This is a genomic window from Acinetobacter sp. CY79, from assembly GCF_059515845.1.
In genome coordinates this window covers 14984-29940 of the sequence record NZ_JCAKMY010000007.1, presented here as the reverse complement: position 1 = coordinate 29940, position 14957 = coordinate 14984, and the positions used below count along the sequence as shown (strand labels likewise).

Annotated in this window: 12 protein-coding genes; 8 read left to right on the top strand and 4 right to left on the bottom strand. The window is 38.0% G+C overall.

The window, feature by feature from the left end; all coding sequences use genetic code 11:
* The first annotated feature begins 69 nt into the window (after positions 1-69).
* The gene (locus tag AC5YCE_RS03870) at positions 70-714 is read left to right on the top strand and encodes a glutathione S-transferase family protein (RefSeq protein ID WP_496171119.1); all 645 of its coding nucleotides are present in this window, start codon (positions 70-72) and stop codon (positions 712-714) included.
* A gap of 16 nt (positions 715-730) precedes the next feature.
* Positions 731-1348: an alpha/beta fold hydrolase gene (locus AC5YCE_RS03865; protein ID WP_496171118.1), complete on the top strand. Its 618-nt coding sequence runs from the start codon at positions 731-733 to the stop codon at positions 1346-1348.
* A gap of 42 nt (positions 1349-1390) precedes the next feature.
* Here AC5YCE_RS03865 and AC5YCE_RS03860 read toward each other — a convergent pair whose 3' ends face one another.
* Complete coding sequence (locus AC5YCE_RS03860) at positions 1391-2260, bottom strand: helix-turn-helix domain-containing protein (RefSeq protein WP_496171117.1); 870 nt, start codon at positions 2258-2260, stop codon at positions 1391-1393.
* A gap of 172 nt (positions 2261-2432) precedes the next feature.
* Between AC5YCE_RS03860 and AC5YCE_RS03855 the strand changes: the two genes are divergently transcribed.
* Complete coding sequence (locus tag AC5YCE_RS03855) at positions 2433-3329, top strand: DMT family transporter (RefSeq protein WP_496171116.1); 897 nt, start codon at positions 2433-2435, stop codon at positions 3327-3329.
* Positions 3330-3392: 63 nt separating this feature from the next.
* Here the strand turns inward: AC5YCE_RS03855 and AC5YCE_RS03850 are convergent, their stop codons facing one another.
* Together AC5YCE_RS03850 and argS are read right to left on the bottom strand one after the other, a co-directional pair.
* Positions 3393-4007 (bottom strand): SPOR domain-containing protein, encoded by a 615-nt coding sequence (locus tag AC5YCE_RS03850; RefSeq protein WP_496126261.1) that lies wholly within the window; start codon positions 4005-4007, stop codon positions 3393-3395.
* A gap of 192 nt (positions 4008-4199) precedes the next feature.
* A complete protein-coding gene (gene argS / locus AC5YCE_RS03845) occupies positions 4200-5990 on the bottom strand; it encodes an arginine--tRNA ligase (RefSeq protein ID WP_496171115.1) in 1791 nt (596 codons plus the stop codon).
* Positions 5991-6167: 177 nt separating this feature from the next.
* Between argS and AC5YCE_RS03840 the strand changes: the two genes are divergently transcribed.
* Positions 6168-6437, top strand: coding sequence for a DUF2798 domain-containing protein (locus AC5YCE_RS03840; protein ID WP_496126226.1), 270 nt, complete (start codon positions 6168-6170; stop codon positions 6435-6437).
* Between the two features lie 159 nt (positions 6438-6596).
* Here the strand turns inward: AC5YCE_RS03840 and AC5YCE_RS03835 are convergent, their stop codons facing one another.
* Positions 6597-7196 (bottom strand): YfjT/YkfB family phage-associated protein, encoded by a 600-nt coding sequence (locus AC5YCE_RS03835; RefSeq protein ID WP_496171174.1) that lies wholly within the window; start codon positions 7194-7196, stop codon positions 6597-6599.
* Between the two features lie 397 nt (positions 7197-7593).
* On the opposite strand from AC5YCE_RS03835, the gene AC5YCE_RS03830 reads away from it, so the two are divergent.
* The 4 genes from AC5YCE_RS03830 (at position 7594) to AC5YCE_RS03815 (ending at position 14941) form a co-directional block, all read left to right on the top strand.
* Positions 7594-9294, top strand: a complete 1701-nt coding sequence (locus AC5YCE_RS03830) for an NAD-dependent malic enzyme (protein WP_496171114.1) — start codon at positions 7594-7596, stop codon at positions 9292-9294.
* 157 nt (positions 9295-9451) lie between these two features.
* Positions 9452-12805, top strand: a complete 3354-nt coding sequence (locus tag AC5YCE_RS03825) for a type VI secretion system Vgr family protein (RefSeq protein ID WP_496171113.1) — start codon at positions 9452-9454, stop codon at positions 12803-12805.
* Positions 12798-14552, top strand: a complete 1755-nt coding sequence (locus tag AC5YCE_RS03820) for a glycoside hydrolase family 19 protein (protein ID WP_496171112.1) — start codon at positions 12798-12800, stop codon at positions 14550-14552. The genes AC5YCE_RS03825 and AC5YCE_RS03820 overlap by 8 nt, the downstream gene beginning before the upstream one ends.
* Positions 14549-14941, top strand: coding sequence for a hypothetical protein (locus AC5YCE_RS03815; RefSeq protein ID WP_496171111.1), 393 nt, complete (start codon positions 14549-14551; stop codon positions 14939-14941). The genes AC5YCE_RS03820 and AC5YCE_RS03815 overlap by 4 nt, the downstream gene beginning before the upstream one ends.
* The last annotated feature ends 16 nt before the right edge of the window (positions 14942-14957 follow it).

The window sequence follows — 14957 nt, the reverse complement described above, 5'->3', positions numbered from 1 at the left end:
CATTTTTTTATGTGGGTGGGCTATATTCAAAGAATAATAAATCCTTTGAGAATGATTGAGGCGAGAATAATGATTACACTGCATCACTTAGAACAATCACGTTCAATGCGAATTATTTGGGCATTGGAAGAGTTAGGCATTGATTATCAAATCAAATATTACAAGCGCTTGCCTAACTTTACAGCACCACCTGAATTGTTAACGGTACATCCTTTAGGTAAATCACCAGTGCTGACGGATGGGGATTTGACCATCGCAGAATCAGCGGTCATTTTGGACTATCTGCAAACCACATACGATACAGAACAAAGATTTAAGCCGTCTAACCTACACGATCAACGACAATATACGTATTGGATGCATTATGCAGAAGGCTCTCTAATGCCTTTATTGGTGATGACTTTAGTTATGTCAAAAGTTCCGAAACAAGCCCCATTTTTAGTGCGTCCTATTGCCAATAAGATTGTAGAAGGGGTGAAAGCAGGATTCATTACCCCTCGTTTGGCGGAACATATTCCTTATTTAGAAAAATATCTTAAAGCTCACTCTTATTTTGCAGGCGAGTTTTCTTTTGCGGATATTCAAATGAGTTTTTCTTTAATTGCTATTCAAGATCGCGTGAAAGGGCAATATCCTGAAATTCAAAACTATGTCGAGCGATTGAAGCAAAGACCTGCTTTCCAACGTGCTCAAGCCAAAAATGATGCGGGATGATAAAGGGAAATAGTCTTTGGAAAACTTAATTTTTTTACCCGGTGCATCAGGCAGTGTTGAATTTTGGCAGCCTGTGATTTCTTTATTGTCACCAGACTACGCAAAGCAAATCATTGCTTATCCTGAATTTGGTGGCGTGCCTACACAAACTGAGATCCAGAATTTTGATGATTTGCAGCAGTATGTGATTCATTCAATAAGACATTTAAGCGATCAACAACCCTGTATTGTGGTTGCTCAATCTATGGGTGGGATTTTTGCAGCCCAAATGGCATTACAACATCCTGAACAGGTCAAAGCTTTGGTGTTGGTTGCCACTTCAGGTGGTATCGATTTATCGCCTTTTCAGGTTGCAGACTGGCGTGAAGATTATCAATTGAATTTTTCAGTGCCTGACTGGTTTGTAAGCCACCATATCGCTTTAGATGATGAATTGAATAAAATTCAGTGCCCAGTTTTATTGATTTGGGGTAATCAAGATCCCATCAGTCCGGTGAGTGTCGGACGATATTTAAAATCACGATTTAAGCATTCACATTTAGAAGTTGTTGAGGGTGGGCAACATGATGTGGCATTTAAATACGCTGAACAGGTTGCAGATTTGATCAAGGGTTTGATTCATTCTATTGAATAAGCAGACTTAAACATTACTTCAGAAAATCCAATAGACTGATTGCTAAATGGTGCTGTTTTTACGCAGTTGAGATGGAGCATAACCATACAACTGTTTAAAGCGTGCACTGAAGTGACTTGCTGAACTAAATCCACAGTTTAGGGCGATCTCTGTTAATTCTTTTTTACTATTGATAATAAAATGATGAGCTCTCTGCAGTCGCTTTTGTAATACATATTGGTGGGGTGATAACCCTGTAGATTGTTTAAACATATGTGCAAAATGATATTCACTGAGTTCGACTTGCTTGGCCAAATCTGCAATGGTTAAAGCTAAGTGTAGATTCTGTTCAATCCAATTTTGTAAGCGGATGAGAGCATGTGGTGCAATCCCACCCCTAACACGCGGTAATTTCCATTGCACATTGCTGTAGTTTTGCAACATGTGGTTTAAAAGTAAATTAGAGGCACTGCTCAGCTGAAGTTGATTGCTAGAATCTTGCCAGTCACATTTGAGTAAAAATTGACGATATGCAGCACTAACCAATGCATCTTTAACAAAATTCTGCTCTTCTAAATGAATACGAGAAGGCTCTTTGTCCCAAATTTTAAGTGCGATATCTCGAAGATGTTGATCCGTATAATAAAGATGCACAAAACTAAGTTCCCCACGAATATCCCATGTTGAATCTTGACCTTGAGGCATCAAACAAAATCGGTCAGGTGAGCCCCCATTGCGCCAACCTGTTGTTGTCTTTCGATAGCTTTCATACCCGTCTTGTACATATAGGCTTAATGTGTGGTGATTGCTACATACATTCACACGATCATGACTGTTATACCAAGATGCCATTTGCATCCCTGAACCCAGCTTTACCGTATCTAAAAGTTGAGCTTTATGCTGCTGTAATTGTTCAATCGTTTTGTATTTCATTTTAAGAGACAGAACGCTAGGGCTTTAAATTCAGTTTAACGATTTAAAAGATGTTAAACAAAATTTAGCCAAAGAAAAGCGCAAGATTGTGTAAGTGCCCGCAAGATTATGTGAGTTTCGAAAGTTAAACATGAGCAGAATAATCACAATAAATCTTGTAGATGAAATAAAAATGAATGCATTTCTATATTTTTCAGTGGTTCTCATTTGGGGAACGACTTGGATTGCAATTTCATTTCAACATGGTGAATTGAGTCCAGCAGTCGGTGTCTTTTGGCGTTTTATTCTTGCGTCTAGTTTGCTCTTTCTTTTTTTAATGATCACTAATAAATTAAAAACACTAAATCCATACGATCATCTATTTTGTCTCATTCAAGGTGCATGTGTATTTGGCTTTAACTTTATATGTTTCTATACCGCAATTGCCTATATCAATAGTGGTTTAGAGGCGATTATCTTTTCGATGGCAGTGATATTCAATGCTGTGAATAATCGTATATTCTTTGGTCACACAATCTCTCAATATTTTTATCCATCTGCAATTCTGGGCATTGCAGGCATTGTTGCATTATTTTGGCATGACCTCGTATCAACAGCGGTTGATTTGAATACATTGTGGGGAATAGGGCTTTGCCTATTAGGTACGTATGGATTCTCCATTGGCAACATGGTGAGTATTCGACATCAGAAAAAAGGGTTAGATATTTTGACCACCAATGCATTTGGCATGCTCTATGGTGCAATGATTATGGGGCTAATTGCATTGTTTCTACAGCAAGATTTCTTTCCTCAAATGTCGAGTACAGGCATTTTTGCACTGTTGTATTTGGCTGTGTTTGGTTCTGTGATTGGATTTACTGCGTACTTCGCGCTCATTGGTCGGATCGGTGCGAATCAAGCAGCTTATACAACCTTACTGTTTCCTTTGGTTGCTTTAACACTTTCGACAATATGGGAGAATTATCAGTGGCATTTGGGATCAATTTTAGGGGTTATTCTTATTTTGCTCGGTAATTATATTTTATTTGCAAAACCCAAATGGTTATTCAATGCCTTGATTAAGTCTTGAGAAGTAAAATGCTCATTTAAGTTGAGAAAAAAAGAACAATCTTAAAGATTGTTCTTTTTTGGGTTAACGCTTCACAACGATTGAATCAATACCACTGTGTTGTAAAGTCTGTTGTGCAATCACAGCTGCTTCTTGTGATTCATAAGGGCCAGATACAACACGATACCAAGTTTGTCCGCCTTCTGTGGTTTTCATCACATCGGCAGAAAGACCATTGAGAATGATTTCCGCACGGCGTGCATCGGCACTGTCAGGGTCAGGGAAACTTCTAACCTGTAAGATGAAACTCGCTTTAGCGGGTGTGGTTTCAGTGGGTTCAATCACACTTCCATCTTCAGCCGTTTCAACAGGTGCTGTAGGCACAGGTGCTTCGACAATCACAGGCGCTGTATCCACGGTTTGATTTTCAGGCACTGCTTTGTCAGGAATAGGCGTCACTTGTTGTTGTGGCAACAGGTCATAAAAACGGTAGTCTTTATTGGTTTCTTCTTGATAATGCGTTGAAGTCACTTCATTGCTACGAGGTTTAACAGGTTCCCATGGTTTCCAGAGCATGAGTGCCACTGCAAAACTTAACACGATTAAAATCAGCACAAGCATACCCAACCATTTTGGAATCAATGGTTTTTTAGGTTTATTGGGTTTTTCAGAAACACCGCGTTGCGTTTTTCCAAACACGAGCAAACCTCTCATATTGTTGATTGGTAAAATGGCAATTTGCTGAGCCATTTCGAATCATTTTTCTGGTTTTAATGTTTTACATGCAAATGGCATATAAATCAGTAAAGCTTCAATCATTGCTTTCATTGGGCTGTACTCAACCGAATATTGGTTGAGTACAGCCGTATTTATTATCTTTGTGCTCTAGCTTTACATACTCTCAGGTGCCGATACACCTAATAAATTCAAGCCATTGTTTAAGACTTGGCGTATATTCACAGAAAGTAATAAACGAGCTTGAGTCAGTTCAGCATCATCACCCAATACTTTGTTTTCGTTATACCAACCGTGGAATAACGCTGCAAGTTCTTTTAAGTAGTTACCCACTTGATGCGGTTCATGGCTATTGGCAGCACGAACAATAATCTCAGGGTAAGCTGCAAGCTTCGCCAAAATTTCAGTTTCTGCTTCTAGATCTAAACGAGATGCAAGCGTACGAGCTTGAACCGCATCGAATTTCACATCTGTTGCAGCCGCTTTTTCTAACATACGGCAAATACGAGCGTGTGCATACTGAATGTAATACACCGCATTGTCTTTGCTTTGAGAAACAGCCAGATCTAAGTCAAAATCAATGTGTTGTTCTGATTTACGCATTACATAATAGAAACGCGCAGCATCATTGCCGACTTCTTTACGTAGGTCACGTAAAGTCACGAATTGACCTGAACGAGATGACATTTGAACCATCTCACCGCCACGCCAAAGGCTGACGAACTGAACCAAAAGCACTGTCAATTTCTTGGAGTCATAACCCAAAGCATCGATTGCAGCTTTGACACGCGCGATATAGCCGTGGTGATCAGAACCCCAAATATCAATGATATCGGTATAACCACGTTGTAATTTATTCAAGTGGTAAGCAATATCTGATGCGAAATAGGTGGTTTGTCCATTACGGCGTTTCACGACACGGTCTTTTTCATCACCAAAATCAGTCGATTTGAACCAGATGTTGCCCTCTTTTTCGTACAAGAAACCACGTTGATCAAGCGTTTGTAATGCTTCTTCAATTTTGTCTGTCAATGATTCTTCACTGAACCATTGGTTGAAAGTCACACCAAATTCACCCAGATCATCTTTAATATCATCCAGAATGGCTTTTAATGCCGCTTGAAGGAATACACGATAACCTGTGCCAATCAAGGCTTGAGAATTGAAAATCAAACCATCAATGTGTTTTTCTTTGTCACCAGATAAAACAACCTTGTTCCCTTCAGCATCCAATTCTTCAGCGAATTGAACATCTGGAGGCACGTCTTTATACACATCGGCAACAGGGCGTACATACGCATCGCCTTCTTGATCAATAATGCTTTGTGCGATTTCTTTAACGTAATCACCTTGGTAAGCATTTTTAGGGAAAACTAAAGTTTGACCCGTCAATTCTAAATAACGTAGGTATGTGGATGTTGCAAGGATGTCCATTTGACGACCTGCATCATTCACATAGTATTCGCGGTCAACGGTTGCACCTGTTGCTTCAAGTAAGTTGGCTACGGTCATCCCATACGCTGCCCCACGACCATGCCCAACATGAAGGCTAGATGTCGGGTTCGCAGAAACAAATTCAACTTGGATTTTTTTCTCAGCATTGGCAGTTGTGCGACCAAATTGCTCTTTCTGTGCTTGAATTTGATCTAAAACTGCAAAACGTTGATCTGCATTTAAGAAGAAATTGATAAAACCTGGGCCTGCAATTTCGGCCTTGGTAATATCTCCAACTTCAGGGAGCGCAGCCAAGATTTTTTCCGCTAAATCACGTGGCTTCATACCCGCAGCTTTAGAGGCAATCATGGCAATATTTGACGCAAAATCGCCGTGGCTTCGGTCTTTGGTACGAGTAAGGTTTCCGCTGTTTTTAAAGTCGGATGGAAGTACCCCTTCAGCTTGAAGAGATTGCACTGCATGATCGAGAGCTGCTTGTATTGCCGTATTCATAATTTATCGAAAAATTAATGTCGCAGAAAAACGATAAATATAGCAAATTTCGCTCGGATTAGCTAAATGCATTTGTACTGAATAAAACTTATCCGTTGATGTTTATGATTACTGCTCAACATTCCAACCAATAATCTGTAAAATAAAGTTTTCAAACTCGAGTTTGAGCTTATTAAAATGTCAGAACAACAACCTAAAATCGTTGGAAATATTCCTAAACTTGCCCCGAAGAATATTGCGTGGGTGTTACCATTATTTTTGTCATGCTTTATGAGTGGTGTGATTTCATTGGTAAATATGTTTTTAAACCTCGGTTTTGTAGAAGGTTTTACTTTTAAGTGGTTGTCAGCATGGATGCTTTCTTGGGCGATTGCTTATCCGGTTGTTTTGGTTGCTTTGCCTCTCATGCGACGTTTAACCGGTGTCTTTGTTCATATGCCGAAATAAAGTCATTTCTCGATGCTAAATTGCCAGACAATAAATTCAAAACTGAATCAATTGAAATCATCAAACGAACTATTTACAGATAAATCGGCTTTCTAAAATCTAAAAATTGCTTACAGAGTCAATATCTAATCTATAAGCAATTTTAGATTGATAGGGGACTTACTCTTTACACGTCACTTGTTTATCAAGTTGATCCGCTTGACCATTGTCAAAAATATAAAGTTTTGAAGCATTAAAAATTTTGATGGTTTTCGCTTTTTTGATGGCTGTTTTAAAGTTCGGATAATTTTTTAAATTGACCAAATCAAATGGATTGCCATAATTTTTATTGTCTAATAAAAACTGAACCGCACCTGCTTGAGGATCATGCGCTTTTAAGATTTCTTGACCTTCTTTGTTGTGCAAAATAAAGCCGGGACGTTGCGCTGGGTTTTTACAGTTCAGACGTAAAAACAGCATATTGCCATCTTTGGATTTGTTTTGCAGGTTGTAGATCCCTTGTAAATCATTCTCGATATAGACCCACTGTCCTGTTGGCATATTTTGGGTGAGTTTTTCGATTTGTTCCAAAGTGGTTTTACTAATATCGACTACACCTTTTTTATCAATTTCAGGTGCTTTAAGTTCTTTGTCACCCAAACCAATCATGGACAAGGCTTTGTTGCTGACTTTGGATGATGTCTCTGAAATCGTTTGACAGCCTGTGAGGGTGATTGTTGAACCAAAGGCTAAAATAAGGCTTATTTTTTTAAGGGTCATATGCATTGTGAAATCATCTTATAAAAGTTATTGAATGGAATAATTTTTTGAATCTAAAATCTGCATCAAAAATGTCTCATGTGATGATCATTTGAACTGATCTGGTTTTATTCTAAATTATTATAAATTTTAAAACAGTTCAAAATTGCATCAAAACAATCCTTAACCTAAATTTGTTAAAGACTATTTAAGGTCAGGCATCTAAGCTCAATCACATCATTTAAATAAAGCTTAATACATATCGAAATTATCATTTATGAAAATACTGTAAGATTCATTATCAATTTTATAAATGTTAGATTCAGTATAAATAGGTTTAAGCTCTTAGATGAATAAATTCCTGAGGTCTTATTCTAGGCTGAAGCAAGGGCGATTTGCCAAATAATTGAGATTGGAAATGACATCTACAAATTCAACGATTAAGCATCCACTATATACTCCGTATGCTGGTTTTACTTTATTAGAGTTACCTTTACTCAACAAAGGTTCAGCATTTACCGAAGAAGAGCGCTCAAATTTTAATTTGCACGGTTTGCTTCCGCATGTGATTGAAACCATTGAAGAACAGCACCAACGCTCTTATAAGCAATATAAAGATTTTAATGACGATATTAATAAGCATATTTATCTAAGAAATATCCAAGACACCAATGAAACCTTGTTTTATCACTTAATTGAAAAGCACTTGTCGGAAATGTTACCGATTATCTATACACCAACAGTCGGTGAGGCGTGTCAGCGTTTCTCTGATATTTATCGTCGTCATCGCGGCGTATTTATTTCATATCCTGACCGTGATCATATTGATGACATTTTACAAAATGTGAATAAGAAAAATGTCAAAGTGATTGTGATTACGGATGGTGAACGTATTTTAGGTCTAGGTGACCAAGGTATCGGTGGGATGGGAATCCCAATTGGTAAGTTGTCGCTATATACCTCATGCGGCGGGATTAGTCCTGCGTATACGTTGCCGATTACCATCGATGTGGGAACCAACAATCCACAGTTGCTCAATGATCCGATTTATTTAGGTTGGAATCAGCCACGGATCAGTGGTGATGAATACTATGATTTTGTCGATGCTGTATTGACTGCAATTAAACGTCGTTGGCCAAAAGCCTTGATTCAATTTGAAGATTTTGCACAAAAGAATGCAATGCCTTTACTTCAAAAGTATCGCGATCAATATTGCTGTTTTAATGATGATATTCAGGGAACGGCAGCAGTGTCTGTGGGGAGCTTGATTGCAGCCAGTCGTGCGGCAGCTAAGCAACTTAAAGACCAAAAAGTGGCATTTTTAGGTGCAGGTTCAGCAGGTTGTGGTATTGCAGAACAAATTATTGCTCAAATGGTTGCTGAAGGTTTAACGGATGCGGAAGCGCGTGCGCGTATTTATATGGTGGATCGTTTTGGTTTACTGACAGACAATCAACCCAATTTGCTAGATTTTCAAAGTAAATTGGTACAACGTACGGAATCAGTTGAGGCTTGGGCAAGTAGTGAAGGCATAATTTCACTGTTGGATGTGGTTCAGCATGCTCATCCTACCGTACTGATCGGTGTATCTGGTCAACCCGGTTTATTTACCGAAGAAATTATTCGTACCATGGCAATCCATTGTGAACATCCCATTATATTGCCGTTATCGAATCCAACCTCACAGGTAGAAGCTGTTCCAGCCGATATTATTCAGTGGACAGAGGGACGTGCTTTAATTGCTACAGGTAGTCCATTTTTACCTGTGAACTATCAGGGCAAGATCTTTAATATTTCTCAGTGTAATAACTCGTATATTTTCCCAGGCATTGGTTTGGGCGTGATTGCCGTAGAAGCAAACCGCGTGACTGAAAATATGTTGATGGCATCCAGTTTGGCTCTGGCTGATTGTTCACCTAAGCTTCACGATATTGAGGCAGATCTGTTGCCTGATTTGGATGATCTTCAAAAAGTATCGAAGATTATTGCATTTAAAGTCGCAAAAGCGGCAATTGCAGATGGTGTGGCATTACCCCTGAGCGATGAATTAATCGAAAAAAGTATCGAAGATAATTTCTGGAAACCCGAATATCGCAACTATAAGCGTATTCCTTTTTAATAATTGCTGGAACTTTCCAGTTTTTTGAAAATTTTATAGATAGGAATCAATCATTTGATTCCTATTTTTTTGGTATAAAAAAATAACAAATTATAATCATCTAGTTTAATCATGCAGGAGTAAAATGCGACAAAATCTATAAAAATAGTATAAGAATATGCTCAATAATATTCATTCCATGCTTGAACATTTGGGGCTAAGCCTACAAAAGCGGGCACTTCATATTCAATTTTCAAATGAAGCACTGAATTCACAAGTCTTTGTGCAACGTATCCAAGGACAGCACTTTATTAATCAGGGCTTAAAAGCCGAAGTGTTGTGTTTATCGACCAATGCACATATTCAATTAAAACAATTCATTGGCTGTCAGGTGGCGATTGATCAAGTCACGGATATGGGAAAGCTGGCACGGACCACAGGTATTGTGACGGGTGTCAGTCAAGGTCAAAGTGATGGGGCATTGACTTTATATAAACTGACCGTCGAAGATGCAACATCTCTATGGCATAAACGCCGTAATAGCCGTGTGTTCATGTCTAAAAGCGTGGTTGATATTACTGAAATTATTTTTCAGGAATGGCAGGCCAAAAGTGCATTATTCAGTGCTGGTCTAAGTTTATCAACTCAAGGTTTGAAAGGGGATTACGATACACGTCCTTTTACCATGCAGGCCAACGAGTCGGATTATGATTTTTTAACCAGACTATGGCGCAGTGAAGGGATCAATTGGTTGGTCGACGAAGCTGAACGTACCGTTCCCTTTTCAGCCAAAGAGATTCAAGCGCAAAGATTAAGGCTGATTGATGACAATAGTCAGTATGAGGCTTTGGATCGTCGAACAGTTCGCTTTCATCGCAGTAATGCAACAGAACGATTTGATACCATTTCAAGTTTTATTGCACAAAGATCCATTCAATCGACCGCAATACAAGTACAACGCTGGCAAGGGGATTTACTCTCTCAAGATCAAGGTGATCTTCAACTCAGTCATCATCAACATAGCGATCAACAAGATAACGAAACCTTGAGTTTAGAACAAGCATGGACGATTAGTCCTGCATGGGTCAGTGATCTGAAAGGCGAAGATCAAGCGACCGCATCGAGTAACGCACAACTGCAAAAACTCAATACCCAGCTCAATCAATATCAAGATTTACAAGCCAAGTATTTTACTGCGATCAGTAGTGTTCGAGATGCGAATGTCGGTTATTGGTTTGACTTTATTGATCATCCAGAAATTGATCAGCATCAAGGTTCCGATCGTCAATTTATTATTTTAGGTAAGCACTTTTTTAATCAAAACAATTTACCTAAAGATATCAATGCGCAAATTGAAGTATTGATCGATATGAGTCGTTGGAGTCGCACTAAATCTGATGAGCGTTTATCCAATGAGCTAAGTTTGGTTCGTCGTGGCATAGCTATTGTTCCTGAATATGATCCTTTAAAGCATCGACCTGTTGCTTATCCGCAACGTGCCAAAGTGGTGGGGCCTGAAGGGGAAACCATCTACGTTGACCAATGGGGGCGGATTAAAGTCCGCTTTGTATTCACACGCACGGATGATCATGGTCATGATGGTGGTGCAGGTTCAAATGATAATGATACAGACTCGGCATGGGTAGATGTACTCACCTCATGGGCAGGTGAGGGCTATGGTTCGCGGTTTCATCCACGTGTGAATGAAATTGTTGTGATTGACTTCTTCGATGGTAATGTGGATCGACCCTTTGTTGTGGGGCGTTTACACGAGGCAGAACGACATCAAACCATGTTCGACGTGAAAGGTCAGCTACCTGACACGAAAAAACTTAGTGGCATACGATCTGCTGAAGTGGGTGGGCAGGGGTTTAACCAATTACGTTTCGATGATACGACGGGACAGATTAGTACTCAGCTTCAAAGCAGTCATGGAAGTAGTCAGTTAAATTTAGGAAACTTAAGCCATCCGAAAGATAAAGAGCAAAGTGATGGGCGCGGAGAAGGATTTGAGCTGAGAACGGATGCCTATGGTGCTGTTCGTGCTGGTAAAGGAATGCTGATTACCACTTATGCTCAGGAAAATGCAATTTCAGATCATTTAGAAGCGACCCAAGCTCAATCCTTATTAAGCCAAGGCGAGCAGAGCATGAAAATGCTCAGTGAAATTGCGGTAAAACAGCAGACTGATGCACTTAATGTGATTAGTCGATTGCCTAAATTTATTCAATCCCTAGAAATTAAAGATAAAGCGCAAGCCTTACAATCTACCGTTAGTTTATTTAAAGAAGGCTTAGCGAGCGACCCGCTGAATGCGCTTAAAGATTGTGGTGGGTTTATTCAAGATATTGGTAAATTGGGTGGAAATGCATTAGGGATTATTGATGAATTTAATAGCTATTTTGAAGATGCAAAAGAAGCCGTTGATAACTTAAAAGAATTTATTGATAACGTTCAAGAGCGTGGCTCTGATTCAATTAAAGGAAAATTTGAAAGTATTAAAAACGGTATAAAGGATAATCCATTCCAAGCGATTCAAGATGTCAGTAAAGCTATTTCCAGTGTTGATGTAAATGCAGAAGATTTTCTCATTTCATGTACTGGATTTGGTGGTGGAAATAAAGGTGTAGATCTTACACCTGCCAAGGCATTAAGTACCTTACAAGGTTTTATGGAGGGGTATACGGAAGGCCTTGAAAGTAGTTCGGATAATAAAAAACAAGAACAAGGTCGATTGTTTCGTCAGGCATTGATGTTATTGGCTTCACCGAATGGGATTGCGTTAACAACGCCTGAGGACATTATCCTTCAAGCTTCACAGGATATTGCAGAGAGTGCCCAAGGTTCGATTAACTTGAGTGCTCAGAAAAATATCGTTGGGCATGCGCAGGATAAGATTAGTCTGTTTGCAGCGCAAAAAGGCCTACGTGCTTTTGCAGCCAAAGGCAAAGTTGAACTACAAGCTCAAGATGATGCCATTGAAGCCATTGCTCGTAAGGTGATCAAGCTTATTTCAACTGAAGATAAGATCGAAATTACCAGTCCTAAAGAAATTGTACTCACTGCGGGTGGCTCACAACTCAAAATTAATGGCAGTGGTGTATTTAGTACCACCGGTGGGAAGTTTGAGAGTAAAGCGGGACAGCATTTATTTACGGGTGGGGCAAATATTATTTCTGAAAAATATGTTTTACCACAGATACAGACTCCGTTCAGTAATCAAGTAGATTATAATTGGACAAAAAGTTCATCAGGTCAAAAAGAAATTTTTGTTGTAAATAAAAATAATGACAAGTTATTAAAAACTAAATTAGGATCTTTAGATGATGAGAAAAAAATAAGTTCTTTACGTTTCTATACAGCACAATCAGAAAATTTTATAGCTTTAGGCTTTAACTCTCCTTATGTAATATTAAAACAAAAGGAGCAAGGGGAAGAAAATATAGATGAATTAATAGACGAAATAGATGATCTTAATGCGCTATTGGATTTTGACCATGTTTATGCTGAAGAGGACTTAAAAAATGAGTAGTTTAGTCACACTTACAGCTAAATTTTATGACAGTTCTGGTCGTTATTTGATTAATTTAAATGTACAGTCAAGATATAAAGATTCATCCAGAGCTAATAGTCAAAAAACAGATTCTAATGGATTATTTATATTTCAAGCATCTCCTAATAGGATTGTAGAAATTTTAGCAAAACCGCCCAATGCTGAGAATTATATCGTTTTAAAAACAATAAGCACCTTAATACAATCCTCAACTAAGTCACCAATAACAGTTACATTACCTCAAACGCTTGAGGAATATCAGCGAAAGATATTGTCGCAATCTAGAGATGGTACGGTAGTTACTTTATTTAAGATTGTTGATAGTAGAGGTAAAGTTATGGTTAACTTTCCCGTTAAATCAAGACCTAAAGGAAGGGCTTCATCTTATGAGCGTTACACTAATCAAGAAGGCATTGTTGAAGTAATATCTTCTCCAAATAGGGATATTGAGATTTTGGTACTTAACCCAAGTGATCAGTTTATTTTAAAAGATTCAGTTAATTCCAAGAATGGTTCAATACAACCTATTATAATTAAATTAAATGATTCATACGAAAAATTTAAGAGTACGTCCACTTTACATTTACTGGATCGGGATGGTAGTGATTTTGTAGTTCAGAACACAAAAGTCGAAATGCTTTTGGTGCGTTCAGGGCAGAAGCAAATATTATCTATATCAAATGGCAAGATGCCGCTTGTTGCTATGGTTGGACAGCAATTGAGGTTTACTGTTTTTAAGCCAGATGGAAAGGCTCTAGAACCTGTAGATTATTTCGCAAAGAGAATTAAAGAGCCCCCAGTTGAGCTACATTTGGATGTAGATGTAACAAATGGAAATACAGCACAAGGAGATCCAAATATTGGTAGGGTTTTAAAAGATGGGGAGTGTACTTGTAACAGAGATATAACAACTGATGAGTTCAAAAAAATAACTAACAGTTCCACAGCATTAGGCTTTCTTAAAGATTTAAATGAACAATTTAAGAAACTGAATATGAATAACTGTTTAGAGAAAGCACATTTTATTGCTCATACCTTGCATGAGACTGGTAGTTATAGGCTTTTGGAAGAGGGATTAGGAGGAAAACCAGAAAGTAGTGTTTATGATGGTTATAAAGGACGGGGGTTAATGCAGATTACATATAAGTCTAATTATGAAGGTTATGGAAAGGCTGTAAATGAAGATTTTACTGATAAGAATAAACATAGGATTGCTAAGGAAAAAAAACATGCAGTTGGGTCCGCAGTTTGGTATTGGCATCATTCTAAAGCAGGGAATTTGACACCGCATGCTATAAAAAATGATCTAATTGCGACCTGCGCATTAATTAATGGAGGATATAATGGATTTGATGATAGATTGTCGTATTATAAAAAGGCCGTAGATGCATTTAAAATAGCAAAATGTACTAACCTTGAACAGACAGTAATAAACCGATTAGATGATTATACTTCTTTTGAACAAAGTTATATTTACTCTAAAAAGGCGGGTGAAAGTTTTGGGTGGGGATTGTGGAATGATCCTCAGGCCAATAAAAAGGGCAAAACAAAAAATACAGAAGAGGCAAAAAATGGATACACTCGTTTCCTTGAAATGAGCAAAGATCAAACATACCCTTTTGGTACTACAAAGGATAAAAAAGGTAATACAATAAGTCGTAAGCGTTATGGCTACAGTGCAGATGCTGCAAAGTCATTAGCTGCAAAAAGGTTGAAAGAACTGTGAAAAAAATTTTATTTCTTTATTTTGCTCTCGTATCATGTACACAAAGTTATTCTAAAAGTAATGATTATTATTGTTTTTCAAATAACAATACAATTTTACTGATACCAAGTGGCTACCCTAATATACAATATGTAAAATATTATCCTTATTTAAAGAACATAAAAATATCCAAATCAATCAAGATTGTAGAGGAAGATATGGGTGAAAATTCTAAGCCTGAAATTTACCGTACGATGAATGAAATTGTAAATGGTAAAGTTTCAGGACAATATACATTTATGTCTCAAGGATATCTGCTGTACGATGTTACATACAAAAGTTTAAAGTCAAAGAAAATAACCCAATTTAATAAGACAACGTTAGAAAATAAAGATATAAATTGTTTGTAATTCTATCATGATTGTA